The 23,690-nt window shown below is 35.6% G+C and carries 18 protein-coding genes and 1 riboswitch; of the genes, 8 read left to right on the forward strand and 10 right to left on the reverse strand.

Annotated elements, in window-relative coordinates:
• Positions 1–34: 34 nt before the first annotated feature.
• From EG346_RS04215 to EG346_RS04245, 7 genes are all read left to right on the forward strand, one after another.
• Entirely contained in the window at positions 35–6,670 is a 6,636-nt protein-coding gene (locus EG346_RS04215; protein WP_164466322.1) for an RHS repeat-associated core domain-containing protein, read from the forward strand.
• 3 nt (positions 6,671–6,673) lie between these two features.
• A complete protein-coding gene (locus EG346_RS04220; protein ID WP_123877083.1) occupies positions 6,674–7,189 on the forward strand; it encodes a hypothetical protein in 516 nt (171 codons plus the stop codon).
• A gap of 148 nt (positions 7,190–7,337) precedes the next feature.
• Positions 7,338–7,712: a hypothetical protein gene (locus EG346_RS04225; protein WP_123877084.1), complete on the forward strand. Its 375-nt coding sequence runs from the start codon at positions 7,338–7,340 to the stop codon at positions 7,710–7,712.
• A complete protein-coding gene (locus tag EG346_RS04230; RefSeq protein WP_123877085.1) occupies positions 7,700–8,395 on the forward strand; it encodes a hypothetical protein in 696 nt (231 codons plus the stop codon). Before EG346_RS04225 ends, EG346_RS04230 begins: the two co-directional genes overlap by 13 nt.
• 6 nt (positions 8,396–8,401) lie before the next feature.
• Positions 8,402–9,019, forward strand: a complete 618-nt coding sequence (locus EG346_RS04235) for a hypothetical protein (RefSeq protein WP_123877086.1) — start codon at positions 8,402–8,404, stop codon at positions 9,017–9,019.
• 293 nt (positions 9,020–9,312) lie between these two features.
• Complete coding sequence (locus EG346_RS04240; RefSeq protein ID WP_123877087.1) at positions 9,313–10,623, forward strand: RHS repeat protein; 1,311 nt, start codon at positions 9,313–9,315, stop codon at positions 10,621–10,623.
• A gap of 1 nt (position 10,624) precedes the next feature.
• Entirely contained in the window at positions 10,625–11,011 is a 387-nt protein-coding gene (locus EG346_RS04245) for a hypothetical protein (RefSeq protein WP_073330215.1), read from the forward strand.
• A gap of 269 nt (positions 11,012–11,280) precedes the next feature.
• Here EG346_RS04245 and EG346_RS04250 read toward each other — a convergent pair whose 3' ends face one another.
• The 7 genes from EG346_RS04250 to EG346_RS04280 form a co-directional block, all read right to left on the reverse strand.
• Positions 11,281–12,774, reverse strand: a complete 1,494-nt coding sequence (locus tag EG346_RS04250) for a RagB/SusD family nutrient uptake outer membrane protein (RefSeq protein ID WP_123877088.1) — start codon at positions 12,772–12,774, stop codon at positions 11,281–11,283.
• Positions 12,775–12,793: 19 nt separating this feature from the next.
• The gene (locus EG346_RS04255; protein ID WP_123877089.1) at positions 12,794–15,727 is read right to left on the reverse strand and encodes a SusC/RagA family TonB-linked outer membrane protein; all 2,934 of its coding nucleotides are present in this window, start codon (positions 15,725–15,727) and stop codon (positions 12,794–12,796) included.
• A gap of 83 nt (positions 15,728–15,810) precedes the next feature.
• Positions 15,811–15,908, reverse strand: a riboswitch (SAM riboswitch).
• A 285-nt stretch (positions 15,909–16,193) separates the two neighbouring features.
• Positions 16,194–16,520 (reverse strand): helix-turn-helix domain-containing protein, encoded by a 327-nt coding sequence (locus EG346_RS04260; RefSeq protein ID WP_073330223.1) that lies wholly within the window; start codon positions 16,518–16,520, stop codon positions 16,194–16,196.
• Entirely contained in the window at positions 16,501–16,728 is a 228-nt protein-coding gene (locus tag EG346_RS04265; protein ID WP_123877090.1) for a hypothetical protein, read from the reverse strand. The genes EG346_RS04260 and EG346_RS04265 overlap by 20 nt, the downstream gene beginning before the upstream one ends.
• Positions 16,715–17,149 carry a transposase gene (locus EG346_RS04270; protein ID WP_073330228.1) on the reverse strand — a complete coding sequence of 145 codons (435 nt, stop codon included), beginning with the start codon at positions 17,147–17,149 and terminating at the stop codon, positions 16,715–16,717. Before EG346_RS04270 ends, EG346_RS04265 begins: the two co-directional genes overlap by 14 nt.
• Before the next feature lie 118 nt (positions 17,150–17,267).
• A complete protein-coding gene (locus EG346_RS04275; RefSeq protein WP_123877091.1) occupies positions 17,268–18,515 on the reverse strand; it encodes a phage tail-like protein in 1,248 nt (415 codons plus the stop codon).
• A gap of 100 nt (positions 18,516–18,615) precedes the next feature.
• Positions 18,616–19,215 (reverse strand): hypothetical protein, encoded by a 600-nt coding sequence (locus EG346_RS04280; RefSeq protein WP_123877092.1) that lies wholly within the window; start codon positions 19,213–19,215, stop codon positions 18,616–18,618.
• Between the two features lie 403 nt (positions 19,216–19,618).
• Between EG346_RS04280 and EG346_RS04285 the strand changes: the two genes are divergently transcribed.
• Entirely contained in the window at positions 19,619–20,029 is a 411-nt protein-coding gene (locus EG346_RS04285; protein WP_123877093.1) for a type II 3-dehydroquinate dehydratase, read from the forward strand.
• Between the two features lie 86 nt (positions 20,030–20,115).
• Here the strand turns inward: EG346_RS04285 and pckA are convergent, their stop codons facing one another.
• From pckA to fabD, 3 genes are all read right to left on the reverse strand, one after another.
• Positions 20,116–21,732: a phosphoenolpyruvate carboxykinase (ATP) gene (pckA, locus tag EG346_RS04290; protein WP_123877094.1), complete on the reverse strand. Its 1,617-nt coding sequence runs from the start codon at positions 21,730–21,732 to the stop codon at positions 20,116–20,118.
• Positions 21,733–21,859: 127 nt separating this feature from the next.
• A complete protein-coding gene (locus tag EG346_RS04295) occupies positions 21,860–22,765 on the reverse strand; it encodes a GYDIA family GHMP kinase (protein WP_073330243.1) in 906 nt (301 codons plus the stop codon).
• A gap of 10 nt (positions 22,766–22,775) precedes the next feature.
• The gene (gene fabD, locus EG346_RS04300; protein WP_073330246.1) at positions 22,776–23,651 is read right to left on the reverse strand and encodes an ACP S-malonyltransferase; all 876 of its coding nucleotides are present in this window, start codon (positions 23,649–23,651) and stop codon (positions 22,776–22,778) included.
• Between the last annotated feature and the right edge of the window lie 39 nt (positions 23,652–23,690).

Consider the following 23,690-nt stretch of genomic DNA (forward strand, 5'->3'; position numbering starts at 1 on the left):
ATCGACAATTATCACTTATAATTATATTATAGAAATGAAATTTATTTTATCATTTATACTGTCCTTGTGTTCAGTACTGGGCTTTTCACAGACCATACTTTACCAGGCGGAAAATACATCACGGACGGTTCAGGATCCACAGACCGTGGTGCTTGCACAGGGATTCCACGCAACATCTAATGTATCCAATCCTTTTGTTGCTAAAATAGGACCCAATACAGGAAATCCGGGAGGAGGACCTGTGGACTCCAATGCAGGAACGAACAATCCAAGTGGAACATCTGTTTCAGGTGATCAAAAATTCCATGATACAAAGGGAAATATAGAGGTTACAGGAGCAGGACAGTTACAATTCGCATTACCCATTGCTTTGCCTCCGGGAGTGAAAAGTGTGTCACCAAACATTAGCTTGATTTATTTAAGCAATTCAGGAAATGGAATTGCTGGCTATGGCTGGACAATTTCAGGGGTTACTACAATTTCAAGAATTGGAAAGAATATTGAAAAAGACGGAGAATTAAGTAGTATTAAATTAGATTATTCAGATTACTATAGTTTCAATGGGCAGAGGTTGATATTAAAAGATGGAGAATATGGTAAAGATGGAGCTGAATATGTAACCGAGAAGTATTCTAATGTTAAAATAAAATCTGTCGGATCTGTTGTGGGACAATTATGGAAAGGACCTGCATATTGGGAAATTACCTTCGAAGATGGATCCCAGGCATGGTATGGAGATACTACTATAGGAAATAATGAAGCTAGAACTCCTGTAGAATACAATATTGTTAAGTGGAGAGATACACAAGGTAACTACATTTTATATAGTTATGCACAAACCACATCAAACAATGTAGCTAATGTTTCTTCTATAAAATGGGGAGGTAATGACACATTAAATACTCCAACTATCAATGAAATTACATTTAGCTATATTCCAAGAAATTTATCAGAATTGTCATATATCAATGGACTATCATTAATTCAGGATAAAATACTTGATCATGTGATTGTGACATCAGGCAATAATACGTATAGAAAATATACTATAGATTATACTAACAACGGAACAAGTTACCAGTTTGCCAATAAAATAACTGAATATAATGCAAATAATGAACCCGCGAATCCTGTAACTATAAATTACCCTAATATGGTAAGCTCTTCTCACGAAGAGTATATTGCAGAGCCTGATCCCTTCAATAATGTAAAATTAGTTGGAGACTTTAACGGTGACTCCTATTTAGATTTCGTTATGAATAATGGTATTGTAAAATTGGGTGCTTTTAATGAAACATTTTCAAATATTTCCACCAATAAAATCTTTAGTAATAAAGCTAAAGTAGTAAACACATTGTTGGACGAAGAAGGACAAATCTATAATGGTAATGGGATTGTACAGTATGAAGAAGGTAAAATTGTAGGCTACATTTTCAGAAATAATATTTTTGTCAAAGTATTTGAAAAATTAGTATACAATGAATCCAACTGCGTGACAGGTAATGAACCTCCACCCGCGGGTTGTTACATAGAACAGCTATCTCTAAATGAGGGAGATCTTAATGGGGATGGTATTTCGGATATTTTCTTAACTTTAAAAAAGAGAGTTTGCGAATGGACTCCAGATCCTGCTTGTAGTAATATTACGCCAAATGAAACTACAAACCGACCTGCTCCTTGTACTGTTCTCAGATGTGCCACATATGATATAGGAAACTTTATTGTGGATTTAAAAAATCAGAATAATCCCGTTGCTACTTATACAATTGATACTGGAATTAATGAAAGTGTATTATATAATCAACAATATACTGACGTTGATGGAGATGGAAAAGTTGATATTATAAATATATCCAATACAGCATATACTGTTTTTGAATTTGTAAAAACGGCACCTAACCAATACCTTAAAAAAGTAAGATTGGCAGGAAACTTAGCCGAAACCAAAGACCCTGAGTTTCCGGTACTATACGGTGATTTTAATGGAGATGGAAAACTTGATTTTACGATTCCAGTGGCTGAAAAAAGTGTAGGAGTAGAAGATTGGAGATTTTATATAGGTACAGGAAAGGATTTTAAGCCCCAGCTAAAACAAAACTTTTTTGGTTATAAAAAAAGACAAACCCAGATAACTAATAATTACAATAAGTATACAAAACAATATTTCCTGAGTGTGACAGATATGAATAAGGATGGAAAATCTGATATTGTACAGGTCTTTTCATATAATCAGATTAATCAGCTTAGTGCACAGGGTTATAGAAATTTCGGTTATATTGTTAGTGCTAAAATGGCTAATGGGTCTGCATCTGATGGAACATTGAATTTTACGTCTAACTGGATTTTCCAAAGTCCAGACTATGAGGTTCAGGATATTAATGATACTACCTTATTTACCCCACTTACTAACCCTATCAAATCAGGCAATAATTATTATAATGTATTTTTATACTGGAAACAGTATTTGAAAAAGATCAAAGGCCCTACTCCTGTCTCTGAATTAGCAAGAATCAGTTCAATTTCTCAGGGAGGAGTGACAACTTCAGCGAACTACTTAGAAATAGTACCCGAAAATATAATAAATCCTAATTTTTATAAAAAAATAAAAAAAGAGTTCTATCCATACTTTTCTTTAAATAGAGTTGATCAAACATATGCTGTATCCCAGCTCCTACAGGCAGGAAGAAAACAGGATTTCAGATATAGAGGAATGACGGCACATTTACAAGGAAGAGGAACTATTGGTTACCACCAGATGGCCCGCTCTTCCTGGTATGCAGATGGTATGGAAAACACCAAAATATGGAGCGGGATTGAAACAGATAGCCAAAAATTTGGACTTCCGTCAAAAGAATGGAGTATCAGAACTAATGATGAGAGTCTTATTTTCCCTGTTGATATTTCTGTCAATAATCAACAACTCTTATCATTTAAGCAAAATGATTATTCAGTACAGCAGTTATCCGGAGGAATTGATGTTGTACTCCCACAATCTATTATTGAAAAAGATTTCTTAAAAAACATTACTTTAACGAAATCAGTTACTTACAATAATTACTATCTACCGACTTCCACTCAGCTCAATATCAATAATAATTTTTCAACAGTAAATACCACTTTTGAATACATTCATAACCCGGCTGGTATAAGCTCTAATTATTATATCGGTCGCCCAAAATCTAAAACAGTTGTAACACAGGCCTATAGTGACACAACATCTGCAAAAGAAGAATATGTCTATGAAAGTAACCTTTTAAAGACGCTTAAAACATGGAATAGGGATAACACAGAATATTTACAGGAAACCTATAATTATGATAGTTTTGGAAATATTATTCAAAAAGTTATCAGTAACAGTGTAGATTCTCAAACCCAAACCAGTATATCTAAATACGAATCTACAGGAAGGTTTGTTGAAAAGAATACGGATAATCTCGGACTAGCGATTAGCTACACATACAATGATAAAGGACAAATTCTTACCCAGACCGATCCTTTGGATAATAAGCTTACCAACACATATGATACTTGGGGCAAATTAATGAAATCTAAAACCAATCTCGAAGGAACAACAACATATCAATATGAAAAAGATAGCCAATCAAATATAACTATTACTCAATATGATCCTGATGGCGATGTCTCCAAAAAATACACCAACAAATTAGGACAGGAGTATAAAACATCTACAAAAGCATTTGGACAGGGACAATTTGTATCCCAGGAAACCCAATACGATGTTTTGGGCAGGAAAACGAAAGAGAGTGAACCTTATTTTGAAGGTGGAAATATAAGCCTCTGGAACGTCATCGCCTATAATGATACTTTTTATCCCGCTAAAGTAACAGCAACTGCATTAGCAACATTAAATAATGCCGGAGAAATATCTTCATTCTTGGGCAAGCGAATAGAAACTATTACTTCCGGAAATACCATCTCTGTAACAGAAGTTAACGGATATGCAAGAACAAATAGTAAAACTGCTGATGCTTTAAATAATGTTATCTCCAGTACAGATAAGGGGGGAACAGTCAATTTCTCTTACAATGCTGCGGGAGAACAGATAAAAGCACAATATGCTGAAAATATAGTTACTACTAAATATGATTCTTGGGGAAGAAAATCAGAATTCAACGACCCGTCTAACGGATTGTATAAATATGAATATGATCCTTTTGGACAATCTAAAAAAATCATTAGCCCGAAAGGAACTAAACAATACACTTACAATAATTTAGGTCAGCTTATTTCGCATACAGAAATCTCCACAACAGATGGCGGACAGGCAACTAATAAGATAATTTCCTATTCTTATGATAACAAAGGTAGGGTAGTTTCAAAAGCCGGAACCTCCAAAGGAAAATCTCACAGCTCAAATGTTGCCTATGATCCGCAGGGAAGATTATTATCTTCGTCTGAAAGCAGTAATGGGAAATATTTTATACGAAAAGGTATTACATATGATGACAAAGGCAGAGTGATTTCTTACGAAAAACAGTTATATTCTTCTGGTATTTTGACTAAAGTACAGGTAGAAAATGTATATAGTGCCTGGAATGGAGAGCTTTATCAGGTAAAAGATAAAAACTCAGGGAAAGTTTTATGGGAACTTAAAGAGACCAATGTTAAAGGTCAAGTTGTAAGAGCCAAATTAGGAGCATCAGATATTAACAATACATATAATGATGCAACTGGTTTCTTAACAGAAATCAAACATATCTCTCCTCTACAAAGTATTTTAAATATCCAGTATACTTTCAATGTTATTAAAAATGAACTTAAGTTGAGAAAAACTTTAGGAGATTTTAATATAATTGAATCATTTGATTATGATGACAATAACAGATTAATCAGCTGGACAAATCCTAGAACGGGACAAAACTCTCAAAATAGCTATGACACTAAAGGACGGATCATAGAAAATGATCAGGTGGGAACGATGAAGTATGAAAATTCCACTAAGATCTATCAGTCAACAGGAATGACCCTAAATGCAGCAGGAACTCAGAATTATAACAATGATCTGATCCAAAGCATAGCCTACAATGAAAATAACGATCCTGTCTTCATTGATGGCGAGAAAGGAGATGTAGCTTTTCAGTACGGATTGACTAGCATGAGACAAAAAGTAAGCTATGGAGGAAATTTTGATCCTGATCAGGAAGGTAAATTCACTAAGTTCTACAGTGAAGACGGAAGTTTTGAAATCGTAAAAGACAACACAACAGGTAAAGAAAAGCACGTTCTTTATATTGGTGGGAGTCCATACGAAAGCAGTATCATTTACCTTAAGAATTATGATGAAACCGGTGGTTCTTACAAATTCTTACATAAAGATTATATCGGAAGTATTCTAGCCATTAGTGATGAAGCCGGAAACAAGCTGGAGCAAAGACATTTTGATGCCTGGGGGAATTTCACTCATCTGCAAATAGGAAACGGAGCCATTATTACCGATAAAAATACAATTGATACTACTTCGTTATTAATAGAAAGAGGATACACAAGCCATGAGCATTTTGCAGAAGTAGGCATCATCCACATGAATGGAAGATTGTATGATCCGTTACTGAGAAGATTCCTAAATGCTGACGAGAATATACAAGATCCTACAAATACCCAGAATTACAATAAATATGGGTATGTGATGAATAATCCGCTGATGTTTAATGATCCTAATGGAGAATGTTTTGTACCTTTATTTGGTGTACTGGTTGCATCATGGGTTGCAGGAGCTGTTGTAGGAACAATGGTAGCTGCAGGAATGTACATATTAAAATCTCTAGTTAACGGGACATGGTCTTGGGGTGGTTTTGCCAAAAGCCTACTTTTAGGAGCCGTAACAGGTGCTGCAACAGGAGGACTCACCGGAGGAATGTCCGCCAGTGGCTTTAATGGAGCCGTCATAGTTGGTAGTATGAATGGAGCTATTGCAGGTGGTATTGATGCTGTATTTAATAAGCAGAACTTCTTTACTGGTTTATATAAAGGTGCTGTAATGGGTGCTGCAATTGGAGGAATTGGCTATGCTATTAATTATTTTGCCAGTGGAAGTTATAAAACTAAATATTTTTCTAGAGATAGTGTAACTAATAGCGATGATTTTACCTATGATACATCTGTAAGTAAAGAAACGATGCAAGAAAACATAAATACCATGAGATCTGATAATTTCACAAAAGAAGAAATCCGAGAGTTTGGCGTTGGCACGGACCAATTAGCAACAAAAAATGTAGATTTAGGGGGCTATTTAAACCCAGGTAACGGGCAACAGTACGCTTATACTACGCCAAAAAATTTTATAACAGGAAATTCTGATATTGTATATGCTCCTATTACAGCTCAAAATAAACCTCTTCTTGCTATAACTATGGTACACGAAACAGGACATGCCTACGCAAATAAATTAAGCCTGATGGATATTGGAATTGATACAAAAGAATTAAAAATTAATCCCAATTTAGATAGTACCGAACATATTGCATTGTATAAGTTAGAACACATATATGGTGATAGAAATCTTATGCTCAACAGACCAACTTCTATGTTCATACGTCAATCTCGTATAAATTCAGCTTATTCAAAAATGAATAGTGTTCAAAAGTCATTAATAGATAATACTTTTAATAAAATTCATCCAGTTTTTAATCGTTTTATGTTAATAAGATAAATTATGAAATCCTTGATAATAGCTTTTTTTGTTATCTTTTCTTTTTCGGGATGTAAATCTCAAAAAAGAAACAATAGTAATTTTAACAATGACAACATTAATTTTAAATATAGTAGATTGTATTATAAAGATTCAGTTGTTGTAGAAAGTGACATGTATAATAGTTATACTGGGCTGTATCAATATAAAGAATATAATTTTGGTTTCGGAGAAGACAAAAATATAAGCACAACTATAAAATTAAGTGAAAAGGAATTACAAAATATCTATCAATTATATTTATTACTCAATCCAAAATATCTTAGTGAATGTACATATATGGATGGTAAGCTTTTGTATAAATCCACAATCGCTTTCAATGTAAATGCTGCAAAAGATGAAACATTAAAATCTAGTGAGTGTTCTAATGACAAAAAAGAAAATGAAAAATATTCTAAAATTGAAACCTTAGTTTACGATTTAATAATTAAGTCTCCAGAATATAGAAAGGCATTTTATTGGGAATTTATAAAGAAATAATATTGTTTTGAGATAGTCAAAGACAATACTTAGTAATGGGAGCATCGATTAATACCTATTGTGAATTATATAACATTGATTAATACTGGATTTATATAATTCACAATGAGAGCTAATTTACTAAACGATTAATAAGTATGGATATGTGATGAATAATCCATTGCTGTATAATGATCCTAATGGAGAATGTTTGGTGCCTTTATTTGGTGTACTGGTGGCATCATGGGTTGCAGGAGTTGTTGTAGGAACAATGGTAGCTAAAGGAATGTACATATTAAAATCTTTAGTTAACGGGACATGGTCTTGGGGTGGTTTTGCCAAAAGTTTATTATTAGGAGCCGTCACTGGAGCTGCTACAGGAGGGCTCACCGGCGGAATGTCCGCCAGTGGGTTTAACGGAGCCGTCATAGTTGGCAGTATGAATGGAGCCATTGCAGGAGGAATAGATGCCTTGTTTAGCAAACAGAATTTCTTTACGGGACTATATAGAGGAGCCTTAATGGGTGGGCAATGGCAGGAATAGGTTATGGCATTAGTAAAGTAATAATGATGCTAACAACATCTCATTACACCTATCATAATATTACAGAGGAAGATCTTAAAACTTTAGAATCAGATAATTCTTCTGAGGTAGATGCATCACCCCGTACTATGTGGAAAACCTTCTATGATAAAGGTTGGAACGAAGACGGTACTGGAGCACGTAACTTTTACGCTGATAATCCAACTAAGAGGTATATTAGAGACGGTGACTGGTATTATGATACCGTCGATAAAGTTAGATCAGCTGGATATACGAGATTTAATAATTGGAATAATACGACTTCAATTAATTTAGCAAAAACAGCCTTTGCTTCAAGGTTAAGATTAGAATATGTCATGACACATGAATTAGCTCATTCTACAATTTTTATGAATGCAACTTTAAAAGGATTTTTACTATATAAAGTTGAAAGAAATGGTAAGGCAAGTTTTGAGCCTGAAATGTTGAAGCAATTGTATTTATCAGATGGGACATATGCTCCTAAAATTAGTATTGAACATGGTGCGATATGGGGTATAGAAAGAGATTTTATGAAAAAATTCGGCTCTAGTGGTCTATCTGGTATAATACATGATTCATGGGGTGCATATTGGGATACTTATTTTGCACCACAAAAACAATATAATCATGTATATGAAGCGATTAAAAAATTAGTAAAATAGAAAATCATGATAAAGATCATTTTAATTATATTATTTTCATTTTTTTGCCTCTCTTGTAATAAAAAAGAAAAAGAAGGTGTAGAAATTTATATGGAAAAAAAGCAACAACTTAATAGTCATTGTTTGCTGGTCAAAATAATTATTAAGAACAACGATAAAAAAAATTATTTGATTCCTATCGGTCCAAATTTTTATTTAGATAATGATAAAAAAATGTTACAGTCAATTCCTTCACAGATTATAACTTCAGATTTTATAACTTTCGATGATAGGAAGGATTTTATGCTACAAGAATTTACTGAAAAAAATCTATACAAAGGATTTTCTCATGAAGCCTTTAAAATGGCAATATTAAAAAATTATGAAGAATATGCAAATTCATTATTTTTTATTCCAAAAAATTCTAAAAGAGAACTGTTCTTAGCTTTTAATGATTATATGTATCATAATAATACGCATAATCGTAATAAAATTTTTAGCGATAAATTCACAAAAATAAGAGTGAATAATTATGCAAAAGAAGATGTGAAAAATATAGAATCCTTAATTAAACATAATAAATTAAACTATATTATGTACAGAAAGAATATATATTTAAATGATTCATTATATATCAATAAATAGAATTTGAATATATATGGAATGAATAGTAGATCCGAGTGGGGAATATTCAGTTCCTTTATTTTGATACTGATAGCATCATGTTATAGAGCTGTTTTAGAGATAATTATAGTTGCAGTAATGTTCATTCTTAAATCTTTAAATGAAATATTGTCCTGGAGTAGTTGTCTAAAGTTTGCTCATATGAGCCACAACAGAAGCTGCTACATGAGGACTCACTGGAGGAATGTCAGCCAGTGGCTTTAATGGAGCCGTCATAGTTGGTAGTATGAATGGAGCTATTGCAAGAGGAATAGATGCCTTGTTTAGTAGACAGAATTTCTTTACGGGTAGTCACTGATAAAAATATAATTGATACTACTTCGTTATTAGTAGAAAGAGGATATACCAGCCATGAGCATTTTGCAGAAGTGGGAATTATTCACATGAATGGTAGGCTATATGATCCGCTCTTAAGAAGGTTCTTAAATGCTGATGAAAATATACAGGATCCTACCAATACCCAGAACTATAATAAGTATGGGTACGTACTGAACAATCCCCTGATGTACAATGACCCAAGTGGGGAATTTGCATTTGCTGTTTTGGTAGCAGTAATGGCTAAAGCAGCTTTCTCCGCAATCGCGATAACAGCTGCAACCTATACTGCTACAGCATTAATAAAAGGTAATTGGACGGTTAGCGGATTTTTTAGGTCTATCTCTTCGGCGGCGATTACCGGAATGGTAAGCGGGGCATTGTCTTTTGGGATAGGAACACTGTTTCAGGTCGCAAGTATTGCCAATTCCTTAGGTACTACAGGTGTTGTATTGGCAAGAGCGGGATTACATGCGGTAAGTATGGGTGTTCTTTCTTCCGTTACAGGAAGTAGTTTTTGGAGTGGTGCAGCAAGTGGTGCATTTGCAAGTTTAGCAGGAGACTTCTTGAAAGCTCCCAGCGATGGTATTTTTGACTTTAACCCACTTAGAAGCAATACAGGAATGTTAATCACTGGTATTATATCGGGTGGTGTAGGCTCTGTACTGGCCGGAGGAAACTTCTGGCAGGGAGCGATGAGTGGATTTTTTGTTACGGCTTTCAACCATTTGGAGCATCAGATAGACTCTCCTTTAGCTGATGATGATGAATTTAGGAGAAATGCAGATGGTACTATTACAGCAACAGGAGGAAAAAAGGGAGGTGATACAACCGATTATTTGTATGATGCAAAAGGAAAATTAATTGGTAGTAAATCTGTAACTGTTCTTGAAGCTGGTGATAATATGTCTGCTGATTATTCTACCTACGGATTAAGACTTCATACCGAGGGAACTGGTCTTTCAGTGAGTGAAGGTTTGGGTGCGGCTGCTCTTGAATTTTCTGGAGCGGGATTCTTTAGATTTGTATCTGGTGCAAAATTTTTTTATAAAACAAAGATAGCAGGACAATTTAGTTATGGATACCTTGACAAGCCTACAAAATTTATGATTAGATTTGAGAAACATAGTCTTCCAAAAATTGGTGGAGGAAGAGGATATCCAATACATTTTAATATTGAAAAAATAGGAAAATTTAATAAACATATTTTTCCAAATCCTAAAGACTGGGGTAAATATAAGGTTAGATAATATGGAGGATATAGAAAAAATACGTCAACAACTTATCTCATCGAAATATAGCCTGGGCAAAGATGATATCCTAAATGAGAAGTTAATTCATTTAGAAAATGAAATTAGTGAGGATTTAGTTGTAGTAGATTTAGAAAAAGAGTCGATCAAAATTCAATTTAATTTGAATGAAAATTATTATTTTGAAAATGTTAAAGATATTTTTTTAAATTTTTTCAAGGGCGATTATACAATAAAATATTATTTTAATAATGAAAGTTTGTTATATTCCAAATTCATATGGAAAAATAAAGAACTAAAAAAATTCAATTTCAAGACAAAATATGGTTTTTTACGCTGTAAGAAGATCAATAAAATAGAACAAGTTCAAGGTATAGCTTGGGAATAAAAATAATCACTCCCCCGAAAATCTTCGGGGGATATTTTTTACAGTGCGACGTTCTGCTGAACGAATTCTTTAATTTTTTTCTTTTTCTTCCAGTTGTTGGATAAGTTCCACTTGCTCCAGAACCGCTAATTAAACTAAATTAGATGACAATTTATATTTCATTTGGGACTGCAGGCCTGCTTTTTTTATTATACACCATCTGTAATCTCCATAACAAAAAAAAGCCACCGCACTACACGATGGCTAAAAAAAATCAAATCTAAATAAAATTACAGGTTCGGATTATTATCAATTTCCTTCTGCGGAATACTGAAAATATAGTATCTGCTGTTAGGAGCAAACTGGCTTTGATCCGGGAAATTAAAGACCGAATGTCCTCTTCCATTCACTGTTTTCACGGTTCCGTTAGGTGTGGTAATCTGAACTTTTATAGGCTGTCCGCTGGTATCTACAAATGGTTTTCTTACAACCGTCCCCTGCGTTCTGATAATATCTGAAAGGGAGAATCCTTCCCCGAAAAGTTCTTTTCTTCTTTCAAGCAGAATTTCTGTGATGACATCATTCTGAGCAAGAGATCCTGTGTAAGGATTGGCATTTCTGGCCGTTTTTAATTGGTTTAAAACCGCCACCGCATTGGTACTGTTTCCAATTCTGGCTTCTGCCTCTGCTTCGATCAGATACATTTCTGCAGCTCTCATGAATACTATATCGGCAATAAGTCCTGTCTTAAATTTAAACTTGGAATACCTCAACAGACCTTCTCTGCCCGGCAGACCATCCCATTGAAACAGTTGATATCTGATATCATTCGTGTCAAACAAATCTTTGAAAAACGGATCTGCCATAAAACTGTAATAGTAACTTCCCGAAGAAGACACATCCAGATAATGAAAAGCATAGCTTGCTCCCGATTGTTCCTGAGTCTGCCCATGGCCCCAGATCCATTCTCCGTTGCTGATATCATTGAATCCTTCCTTATATTTTTCCGGAGTCATTAACGGATAACCTGCTCTGGCTATTTTAGCCGCTGCTGCTGCCTTACTCCACTCACCGGTATTCAGATACGTTCTTGCTAAAAGTCCGTTCACTACCGATTTGTTGATCTTATCTTTATTATTCCTTGTATAATTCGTCAAAAGATTATCCGCTTCCGTCAGATCACTTTTAATCAATGTATAAATTTCTTCAAGACTTGCTCTTTTCTTTGGAACAGAACTGATCGTTGAGGGTTCCGTATAAATAGGAGCCGTTAAAGCAGTTTTGTCTTTCAGATAACTAAACTGGTAAAAGCTGGCTAAATTCAGATAACAGAAAGCACGCAATGCTTTAGCCTGTCCTTTTACCTGATCTTTCTTTGCCTGACTTCCCTCGGTCTGATCAATACGGGCGATCACATTATTCATATTATTAATGGTTGCATACAATGTAGACCAAATAAATTGTGGCCTTGAGATGGTATTATTCACCATTTCTGTAAATGCATAAGCTGAAGGAAAACCATATTTATTGGTAAGGATAGCCGCATCACTTCCCATGGCATCACTGGTTCTCAACACCGTTGAATAGCCAATATTCGCATAGGTAGGTCCGTCATCATTAAATTTCGCCCATGCTCCATTAATAACGGTTTCAGCACTTTCTGCCGTTTTGAAAACCTCCGCTCCATTCGCCTGATCTGTAGGAGCTGTTTCCAGCTCGTTTTCACAACTCGTCAACGACCAGAAAGCAATCAAAGCAAAAGCGATATATTTTAATTTTTTCATTGTTTCAAATTTTAAAAGTTTAAAGAGTTGCCTGAAGACCAAAAGTGATCGTTCTCATCGCAGGATATCTGTAATACGTAGTTCCATCCAGAGCCTGCTCCGGATCCATTCCTTTATGTTTGTAGAAAGTCAGAAGGTTTTCAGCCTGAACATAAATTCTAAACTTCTTCAGTCCCAGTTTTTCAAAATAATCAGAAGGAAGGGTATATCCCAGACTCACATTTTTAAGTCGTGCATAAGTCCCGGAATACAAAAATCTTGAAGAAGAAGAATTCCAGTTATTGGTTGTTGTGCTCAATGCAGGAACATCTGTGTTAGGATTTTCCGGAGTCCATCTGTTCAGCATTTCTGCACTCCAGGCACGTCCACCAGAATTTCCGTTAGACATTAATGAGGTATAATCCGTATCCAGAATCTTTCCCCCAATCCTGAATGTTAACAATCCTGACAGATCAAAGTTTTTATACGCAATACTTGTGGAAAGTCCCCCTGTTAATTTAGGCAGTGCAGATCCCTGAAACGTTCGGGTCGCTTTTGCATATTCTGAGGTGGTTCCGTCTACTGTATTTCCGTTGGCATCCTGATAAATATATCTCCATAAAGGTTTTCCGTTGGAAGGATCTACGCCTTTCCATTCCTGAATATAAAAATCATAAATAGAGCCTCCCACATCCAAACGCTTGGTTCCGGTGATAACTGCTCCTTTGGGAAGCTTCGTAATTTTATTGTTTAAAGTGCTCAGGTTTAGGTCTACATTCCATTGGAAATTATCATTTTTAATTGGAGTAGTAAATAGTGAGAATTCAAAACCTGTATTTTGTATCGTTCCGACATTAAAAGGAAAATCACTGATTCCCAGGGAAGGAGCAACTGGCATATTAAATAAAAGATCCTGACTTTTTCTTTTAAAATATTCGATATTCCCTTTCACTCTGTTGTTAAGAATGGCAAACTCTAAACCTACATTTAAATTAAGATTGGTTTCCCACTTCACATCATTGGTCTGTACTTTTTCAAGAACCGTTCCCGGCTCTCCCAGATTATTATAAAATTTGTATAATTCCTGATAAGCGTAATAAAGAGAAGATCCGTTGGGTCTTAAGAGTTTATCATTTCCCTGACCTCCATAACTTGCCCGCAAGGTTAACTGATCAAAGATGTTCAAATCCTTGATGAAATCTTCATTTGAAGCTTTCCATGAACCTCCCACAGACCAGAATTTCCCCCATCTGTTATCCGCATAGAACCTTGAAGACCCATCTGCTCTTCCTGAAACAGATAAAAAGTAGGTATTGTTAAAATCATATTCTGCTCTTCCTAGGAAACTTAAGAGTGAAAATTGATTGCTGTTTCCACTGAAGCTTCCCAATAATGCTGCTGCATCCGGCTCATAATAATAAGGAAGGGAAAACTGGCTTCTGGAACCGGAAATCGTCTGATAATCGTATTTATAAAATTCCTGACCTCCCAAAATATTGATATGGTGCTTCCCAAATTTCTTGTCATAGGTCAGAATATTACTGGTGGTATAAGAAAGTGTTCTCGTGTTTGATCTTGTTACAGAACCTCCGATTTCACTTCCCTCTCCGATCAACGGGTTGGAGTAATAATGTCCGTTGTAATTCACTAAATCAACAGAAAAGCTGGTTTTAAATTTAAGTTCCGGAAGGAAAGTGAATTCTAAAAATCCTTTTCCTGAAAAATTATCTTCTTTATTTTCATTTTTATCCAAAGGCAACGTTGCCGCTGCATTCTGATTCTGCAATGCACTGGTAGGTCTGTACTTTCCAAAATCATAGATTCTGTTTCCATCTGCATTCAGCCTGTAGCTTCCGTCATCATTTCTTTCGTAATACGGATAGAATGAAGGAACCACTCTTGCGGCCTGGATGATATTATCCTGTCTGGAATCTGAAGACGGCGGTGCGTTCTGAATACTGTTGGTGTAGCTTAAATTCACACCAGCATTCAGCCATTTTTTAACTTCTGAATTGATCTTTAATCGGGTTCCGAACTTCTGAAACCCTGATTCAATTGCAATCCCTTTATCATCCAGATAACCTAGTGAAAAGAAGTAATTGCTCTTCTCACTCCCTCCGCTGATATCAAAATCTACCTGGCTTCTGGAAGCGGTCCTTTGAAGAATATCTCTCCAGTCATCGTTCCATAAAGGTTTTGCTCCGGGAAGAAGTTTTCCGTCTGCTCCTACAGGTTTTGGATAGGCAGCTCCGTAAGGATTGATCCCAAGTGCCGAAACAAGATTATCACTTGCCATCTGCCCTGCCTGCTGAGAAGATATCTGAGTGGATTGGTAACCGTTTCTCAGTGCTTCCCAATACAATTGAAAATACTGATCTGTCGTTACCTGCTTATAATCCTTTACTGCCCTGCCGGAAAATCCCTGGCTGATATTAAAATTAACCCTTGATTCTCCCTTTTTGCCGGATTTTGTGGTGATGATAATGATTCCGTTAGCTCCCCTTGAACCGTATAATGAACTTGCCGTTGCATCTTTCAGAACACTGATGGATTCAATATCATTTGGACTGATAGAATTGATATTTCCATCAAAAGGAATTCCGTCTACCACGTAAAGAGGATCACTTGAAGCACTTATTGATCCTACTCCTCTTATTCTGATGGAAGCAGTAGATCCCGGTTGGCCGGAAGCACTTACAGCCTGGATTCCTGCCACCTGCCCTTCCAGAGCTTTTGTAATATTGGTAACCGCTCTGTTATTGATCTTATCACTGGAGATGGTAGCCACCGAACCGGTATAGCTTGTTCTTTTCGCTTTACCATAGGCTATCACAACCACTTCATCGATTTCTTTTTCTTGTATGGTATCTTTTTTCGGCTTGACTTGCTGCGCCTGTACACTGATCATCCCCAGGAAAAATACAGCGACTGGCGGAAGCCAAACCCTAGCATTAACTAAATTTTTGCTAATCATAATCAATTTTATTTATCATATATTAAAAATTAACCCTTTGCAGAAAAGTCAGCAAAGGGCATCGATAGATACGATTAACCAAATGCTTATTTTCCCTTTAAAGGCTGAATGTAACACCTTGCGCAGGGGCAGGTTGTCAAGATATCACAGGGTCAGTTCCCTCCATCTTTCTTTATAAGCCGATCGAAATAGGTCTGCAAAGCTAAAAACAATTAGTCTACAAAACAAGTAGACTTTAAAATATTTTATGATAGATTTTCAAAAATTAACGTAATTAAATTGTAAAAACCACAAAAATAGAGGCTTAAAAGCATTGCCAATTTCTTCAAATATGATAAATATCAGTAAAATATCACAAAGCGAATAGATGAGGAAATTTTAAAACAAAAAATGACGTCAATGACGCCATTCTCAAATTTGTTTGATTATTTATTAAAGTTTTAAATTAAAATTTATCTTATCATCATTACTTGCTAAATATCTTTTTCCATTTTGCTACTGAGTTTCTGCTTAATCTAAACTCATCAGCAACCTGTTTATTAGTATATCCATTTTTCTTCTGATAGTCTAAAATTTCCAAAATCGTATCCTTATCGTAAGACTTGTGTTTTTGATTGAATAGTGAAGTCTCCAGATCCTCAAAAGAAAAAATAAGTTGATTGAGTTTAATTACATCCAATACAGATAAAACTTTCTTTTGCAAAATAGAAGAACACAAAGCATATTTCCCGGGATGCTTTTTTAAAATAATATCGGTATATATTTTTTTATAATCAGGTCCTGACTTTTCCATACATTTTTCTGATTTCTATTGTAGACACATTTTCACTTTCGAAAAATATAAACATTCCTGTTTTTCTGTAAAACCCTCCGGTTTCACGAATATAAGTCCAACTATTGCTGGTATAGAAATTAAACTTTTCTCTCATCAGTTTTAAAACCTGCACATTAGTTTTAGTGAAGAGATCATCATATTCATCTTTCCTTTCATTCCATCTCACTATACTTACTTATCCACTTATACAGTGTTGTTTTGGGAATTCTGTATTCTTCTATAATTTGAAGTTTTGTTTTCTGCCTTGTATTTATTAATTCTAAAATAAAGTCTATCACTTGTCTGGTATACAGTTTTTTTCTGAACTCAGGGAGACTAGTTCCTTTGATTGGTTCCAGAGTATCTGACTTATTTTCTGGTGAGAATAAAATAAGGTGCTGACAGTAAATCCTGAAAAAATCATACTCCAAAAGCTTGCACCATCGAAGAAGAACTTCGGTATCCATACTTTTCTGTTTATACATTGTATCTATCTCATCTTCTGTAGCTTGATGGAAATTACAGATCCGGACCATTGAGATCCCCGTATCTTCTACCCTTTTTCTTATACATTCTCCTATGTAAATCTCTTTAAAATTAAACTTCATCAGGCTTATAATACTGTACTTTATTACGTCTCATATTTACTTTTAATCTTTTGAAAAAGGAAAGAAGAACCTTTTACAGTTCCCCTTCCCTATTATTTAATGAATTCTATAAATCAAATTAATACAGTCTCTGGATAGATACATAAACTTCCAATGTATTATCTGAATTATTAGAGTCTGAAGTGACATTACCATTACCTGAACTAGTAAAAGATTTATTATCAACACGTAAGGCATAATACACCCTGTACCATTTGTTATCCGGAGTCGTAATATCAAAAGTAACGGTTTCATTCCTTCCATAAGTAAGATATACACCATCATCAAACTGTGCATAATTATTAGGGAAGATCAATAGATTGGCTCCATGTGAATCTCCTGTATGCGTGGATACCTCCGAAACCCATACTTTCGCGTTTGCGGCAGTAATATTGTAAAGACGAGGATCAAAATTAGTAGAAGCATTATTTGAATCAAATGCGTTGGGAGAGGTTATAAAAGCATCAACTCTGAAAGTATTGTTAATGATTGGAAGGTCATTAAGATACTGGCTTAAAAGAAATGATGTTGTCTTACGTGGAATTGAAGAATGATAATAAACCAATTCTCCCGGAGCTATAACGGCTCCAGCTCCTACTGTTGCGCTACAGGTTTGCCCACCGATATTTATTGGAAAAGTAGTAAGCGTAGGACTGGAAACAGTAGGTGATCCCGATACGGTATAGGTAAGAATTCCGGATCCAACATTAAAATTCCCGGCAGCAAGTGTTGCCACAAGCCCATTTACAGGTCCTATAGACTGAGCAGCATAAACACCTCCGTTTCCTCCTGTATAAGGTACACTCATTGTTCCTGTATAAGGGGTTCCCGAAGTATAGGTACCTGGAGAAAGAGTAACTCCATTACAAGTAATGGTCCCTAAAGTTCCCGGAGCAAGAGAACCATTGCTGAACGTTCTCCACTCTGTTCCGTTCCAGAATACATAGCCTACATAATCAAGCCCGCCTGTTCCCAGATTATACACAAGCAGTCCAGCCACAGGCGAAGGTATCGTAGTCTGATCAGTCTGAGAGGTTAATGCGACTTTAGGACCAAGAAGTCCTTTTTTGCTTCCAACAGCAAGACCATCAACATTGACGTCTAAAATAGCAGATGCATTAGGGGTAGTAGTACCAATCCCTACGCTACCATCAGCAACTACTGTAAAATCATTAGCTCCCTGTAACGCAGTTGGAGCTCCGGTTGCAGGATTATCTTTTTTACCATCCACATGGAAAATACCACGAGGGTTTGATGTATTGATTCCAACCTGGGAATATATAAGTCCGGAAGAAATAACGGCTAGAAATAATATCGTTTTTTTCATTGTTCGAATTGTTTTTTTTAAATTAAAATAAAATGGTAAAAGCTGTTTTGGGAATACTTTTACCATAGTAGCATCATTGGTGTAATTTTTATAGAAGCATTTATGTTTTATGTACTATTTTATAGTAAGCAGCAGATCCTGGAGGAGGCCTGATACAACTGTACTCATCCGGTAAAAATGTTTTTGCGGAAACTTTTAAAAAATTAATCTTTGTTTTTTCAGAAGGAAGCCTTAAAAATAAAAGCCGGATAAAAAAGGAAAAGTCAGAGGTATGCTGACCGTTTTCCTTTATGGCCTGAAGTTCATTAAAAATCCAGGATTTATATTTTTTGTCCTGATCCTGATTGGATATTTCTATTCTATAACAAGATAAGTCTCCAGCTTTTCTTTTATCAGCTACGCTTTTTTCCTTTTTTGCTATCTGGGATTTTCGCAAAGGACGTTTTACAATAGTTTTGTCAACTACAATATCCTTTTTTATCGTTTTGATTTCCGAATTGTACAATTGATCAGCTCCTGAAATAACGGTTCCTTCAAGAATATATATTTCAGTTGGTCGTTCAAAATTTTTACGCTCAGCCGAATTCTTCTTATTTCCTGCCTGTAAAAAAGAACACAAAACAACCATCACCCCAAAAAACATTTTTTTTAGAGGCAAAAGGATGGTTACCTGATGAATTTTAACTTTCGGAACAAACATTTCGCAAAATTACGTTTGCTGCTAAATCAAAAAAGAACACAACAAATGAAAAACAGGAAAATCACTTAAATTTTTCAAATAAATGAAAATCAAATTATTAGATCAATGATTTTCAATAAAACACTGATATAACTCTACTTTTTCACAACAAATAAAAAATTCAATGTAAAAACAATTCAACAGGATGCTAAAAGATGGATTACGATAAGATTTTTTACTACAACTTCTTATTGTTTATATTCTAAATTTTAAAAAGACATTAGATATGATCAGAAAAGCTCTACGCTCATTACATAAGGAAGGACGAAAGAAATAACTATTCAGAATAAACCTGTAGGAGCATCTGCAAAGTAATCTTAACCAAGATGTATAGAAATTATTTATCTTTGGATAAATTTTTCACATGAGAATACTTATCATTAACGGTCCAAATCTTAATCTATTAGGTACAAGAGAACCGGAAATCTACGGTACTGTATCGATGGCAGATTATCTGGAAAAACTGGAAACTGAATTCTCAGATGATGAGATCAGTTATTACCAGTCCAATATTGAGGGGGAAATCATTAACAGACTTCAGGAAGATAATTTCGATGCTTTGATTATTAACCCCGGAGCATATACCCATTATTCCTATGCTATTGCGGACTGTTTAAAAAACATCCCTCAACCCAAGGTGGAAGTTCACATCAGTAATATCTATAAAAGAGAGGAATTTAGACAGAAGTCTGTAACAGCAGCTAACACCGATGCTGTTCTATCAGGTTTTGGAATGAATGGATACAAACTGGCCTTATTAAGCCTAAAACGTTGATACTATTGCCGCTGATTCTGATTTCCTAAGAGAATTTCTAGGGATAAAAATAAAAAAGCCTCATCGTTGATGAGGCTTTTGTTATATTAGATAGTCTGTTGCTGAAGCTGAGGTCCTGAAGAAATTAATTTCTTCCCTTCTTCCGTATCGCAGTACTGTTCAAAGTTTTTGATATATCTAGCAGCAAGGTCTTTTGCTTTTTCTTCCCATTCTGAAGCACTGCTGTATGTTTCTCTAGGATCAAGGATCCCTTCAGAAACATTGGGAAGTTGTGTTGGAATTTCAAGATTCATGATTGGAACATGAGCTTTGGGAGCATTTTCAATAGACCCATCAATGATGGCATCGATAATTGCTCTTGTATCTTTCAGAGAAATTCTTTTTCCAGTTCCGTTCCATCCTGTATTCACCAAATAAGCTTTAGCGCCATGTTCCTTCATTTTACCAATCAATGTCTTAGAATACATGGTAGGATGAAGGGTAAGGAATGCTTCTCCGAATGCAGGAGAGAAAGATGGTTCCGGTTCAGTGATTCCTCTTTCCGTACCTGCTAATTTAGAAGTATATCCACAAAGGAAGTGGTATTGTGCCTGGTTTTCATCTAGGATAGAAACCGGAGGCAATACTCCAAATGCATCAGCAGAAAGGTAGACGATCTTTTTAGCATGTCCTGCCTTGGATGGAAGAACAATCTTATTGATATGATAAATTGGGTAAGATACTCTTGTATTTTCGGTGATAGATCCGTCTTTATAATCAGCAATTCCGTTGTTTACCACAACATTTTCAAGAAGCGCATCTCTTTTGATTGCTCTGAAAATATCCGGTTCTTTTTCTTCAGAAAGATCGATTACTTTGGCATAACATCCGCCTTCATAGTTAAATACGCCGTTTGTGTCCCAACCATGCTCATCGTCACCAATAAGGAATCTTTTCGGATCTGCAGACAAAGTTGTTTTTCCCGTTCCTGAAAGACCGAAGAAAAGAGCTACATCTCCTTCTTCACCTACATTTGCAGAACAGTGCATAGAAGCCATTCCTTTCAATGGAAGATAGTAGTTCATCATTGCAAACATCCCTTTTTTCATTTCACCGCCGTACCAAGTACCTCCGATGATCTGTATTTTTTGGGTAAGATTGAACATAATGAAGTTCTCAGAATTCAATTCCTGAGCTTCCCAGTTCGGGTTGGTCGTTTTGGAACCGTTGATCACTGTGAAATCCGGCTCTCCAAAGTTTTCCAGCTCATAGTGAGACGGACGGATAAACATATTAGTAACGAAATGCGCCTGCCACGCTACTTCAACGATGAACCTTACTTTTAGCCTTGTATCTGTATTGGTACCACAAAAAGCATCCACTACATAAATTTTCTTAGCTTCAGAAAGCTGGTTCAGCACTAATCCTTTACAAGCATCAAAAGTTTCTGCAGTGGTAGGAAGGTTTACTTTTCCATCCCAGAAAATTGTGTCTCTTGTAACATCATCCTGAACTATATATCTGTCTTTAGGTGAACGACCTGTGAAAATTCCAGTTTTTACTGATACTGCACCAGATTCTGTAAGTTCAGCTTCCTCAAAGCCTTGATTTTCAGGAGACACTTCAGCCTGATATAACTCTTCGTAAGATGGGTTATAGACCAATTCGTAATTTCCTTTAATCCCTAATTTTTCTAAATCCTGGATGATTTTAGCGTGTTTCATTTTACTTATATTTTCTATTTCTTTATTGGGTTCAACAAAATTAATATTAATTATTTGTTAAAGGTGGTTTAAATATAATGATATAAGTCAGAATGACAAATAAAAAAAAAGGATTGTAAATTACTGATTATAAATTAATTATATCAGACCATTGAAAAACGGTATTAAAACCTTTTCCCCAAAAATAGTCCTTGTAGCCGTCAAATTTAGCACTCATCACAAAATCTCCCCCCCAGGCTCCTAAACTTTTAACAAAAACAGGACAGTCTGTGAAAAACTTCTCTTTAACTGTGGGAATTTCAAGGAAATCTGAAATTTTATGCTCATGAATCATCATCAGTTCAGAAAAACATTCCAATTCATTGCATAATAAAACTTTCTTTGTGATATCCGAAAATTCATCCACGAGTATTTGGGACTTTGGTTTCGACTTATAAAAATTGATTCCTTCTCTGCTATCCTGCTTCTGATTTAAATGAATAAATATCAGCTCATTTTTGAATGCAGGACTGAAATTTGTCTTTTCATAGCTGATCTCCGGTTGGCTTCGGAAAAGGATCGCCGATTTTTCTTTGGCAACAGCAATATCGTAACCGCTTCCACCCAAACTGATACTATTAAGCTGAAAGGGATTGATTTCAGACCATTCCGCAAGATTATTCATTAAAGTGGAACTGCTTCCGAGTCCGTAATCTGAAGGGAACTGAAGGTTGGTCTTTAAATGATAGGTAAGATTACCTTTGAATTTAATCTGAGAAAGCTGCTGAACATTTTTTAAGGTTTTGAGAATAAATTCAGCGGCGGAAGGAAGATTGGTCTTCAGGATCTGCCAGTTTTTATAATCGATGACAGTCTTGAGCCACAATTTGTTCTGATGATAGGCTTCCCAAAATATCAGGGATTTTTCATCCTCTTTTTCTTCAAAAAAAAACTCTTGTCCAAGCTTGGTAGGTACCGCCAGGACAAGAGCTCCGTCTATTGCGAAATATTCTGAAGTAAGCATAAGCTTTCCCGGTGAAAATATTCCGCTCATATTTTTTTAATTAGATTGCTGAAGCAACATCTACAGAACTGTCAATTTTCTTGATCAGACCTTGAAGTGTTTTTCCGGGACCTACTTCTACAAATTTAGAGGCACCGTCTTTGATCATATTCTGAACAGACTGCGTCCACTTTACAGGCCCTGTAAGCTGAGCGATCAGATTTTGTTTGATCTCCTCAGGATTGGTCACTGCTGTAGTCGTGATATTCTGGTATACCGGAATTGTTGCTTTTCTGAATTTCGTTTTTTCGATGGCCGCTGCCAGCCTTTCTTGCGCCGGCTGCATCAATGGCGAATGGAACGCTCCGTTTACCGGAAGTAGCACTGCTCTTTTTGCGCCTGCTTCTTTAAGTTTTATACAAGCTTCCTCCACTGCTGAAGTTTCTCCTGAAATTACCAATTGTCCAGGACAGTTATAGTTAGCCGGTACCACAATACCACTGATCTGTGCACAGATCTCTTCAACTTTAGCATCTTCAAGGCCCAAAATCGCAGCCATAGAGCTTGGATTGGCATCACAGGCAGCCTGCATTGCTTTTGCTCTTTCGAATACTAATTTTAAACCGTCGTCAAAGGATAAAACTCCATTGGCAACTAAAGCTGAAAATTCTCCTAAAGAATGTCCTGCAACCATTTCGGCTCCAAGACCGTTCACTGCTTTCAAAGCAGCTACTGAGTGTATAAATATTGAAGGCTGGGTAACCTCTGTTTTCTTAAGATCTGCATCCGTCCCATTGAACATCAACGTGAGGATATCAAAACCTAAAATTTCATTGGCAGATTCCATCAAGTCCTTAATGTCTTTTCTAGAATCGTACAATTCTTTTCCCATTCCTACGAACTGAGAACCCTGCCCAGGAAATACAAGTGCTTTCATGTAATGAATTAAATATTATGCAAATATAAAGATAATGTT

The sequence above is a fragment of the Chryseobacterium carnipullorum genome, assembly GCF_003815695.1.
Classification (GTDB): Bacteria; Bacteroidota; Bacteroidia; order Flavobacteriales; family Weeksellaceae; genus Chryseobacterium; species Chryseobacterium carnipullorum.

Bases quoted from the DNA above. Each gene is read 5' to 3' on its own strand.
- EG346_RS04215 (WP_164466322.1), top strand. From the start codon at position 35: ATGAAATTTATTTTATCATTTATACTGTCCTTGTGTTCAGTACTGGGC.
- EG346_RS04220 (WP_123877083.1), top strand. From the start codon at position 6,674: ATGAAATCCTTGATAATAGCTTTTTTTGTTATCTTTTCTTTTTCGGGA.
- EG346_RS04225 (WP_123877084.1), top strand. From the start codon at position 7,338: ATGAATAATCCATTGCTGTATAATGATCCTAATGGAGAATGTTTGGTG.
- EG346_RS04230 (WP_123877085.1), top strand. From the start codon at position 7,700: ATGGCAGGAATAGGTTATGGCATTAGTAAAGTAATAATGATGCTAACA.
- EG346_RS04235 (WP_123877086.1), top strand. From the start codon at position 8,402: ATGATAAAGATCATTTTAATTATATTATTTTCATTTTTTTGCCTCTCT.
- EG346_RS04240 (WP_123877087.1), top strand. From the start codon at position 9,313: ATGCCTTGTTTAGTAGACAGAATTTCTTTACGGGTAGTCACTGATAAA.
- EG346_RS04245 (WP_073330215.1), top strand. From the start codon at position 10,625: ATGGAGGATATAGAAAAAATACGTCAACAACTTATCTCATCGAAATAT.
- EG346_RS04250 (WP_123877088.1), bottom strand. From the start codon at position 12,774: ATGAAAAAATTAAAATATATCGCTTTTGCTTTGATTGCTTTCTGGTCG.
- EG346_RS04255 (WP_123877089.1), bottom strand. From the start codon at position 15,727: ATGATTAGCAAAAATTTAGTTAATGCTAGGGTTTGGCTTCCGCCAGTC.
- EG346_RS04260 (WP_073330223.1), bottom strand. From the start codon at position 16,520: ATGGAAAAGTCAGGACCTGATTATAAAAAAATATATACCGATATTATT.
- EG346_RS04270 (WP_073330228.1), bottom strand. From the start codon at position 17,149: ATGAAGTTTAATTTTAAAGAGATTTACATAGGAGAATGTATAAGAAAA.
- EG346_RS04275 (WP_123877091.1), bottom strand. From the start codon at position 18,515: ATGAAAAAAACGATATTATTTCTAGCCGTTATTTCTTCCGGACTTATA.
- EG346_RS04280 (WP_123877092.1), bottom strand. From the start codon at position 19,215: ATGTTTGTTCCGAAAGTTAAAATTCATCAGGTAACCATCCTTTTGCCT.
- EG346_RS04285 (WP_123877093.1), top strand. From the start codon at position 19,619: ATGAGAATACTTATCATTAACGGTCCAAATCTTAATCTATTAGGTACA.
- pckA (WP_123877094.1), bottom strand. From the start codon at position 21,732: ATGAAACACGCTAAAATCATCCAGGATTTAGAAAAATTAGGGATTAAA.
- EG346_RS04295 (WP_073330243.1), bottom strand. From the start codon at position 22,765: ATGAGCGGAATATTTTCACCGGGAAAGCTTATGCTTACTTCAGAATAT.
- fabD (WP_073330246.1), bottom strand. From the start codon at position 23,651: ATGAAAGCACTTGTATTTCCTGGGCAGGGTTCTCAGTTCGTAGGAATG.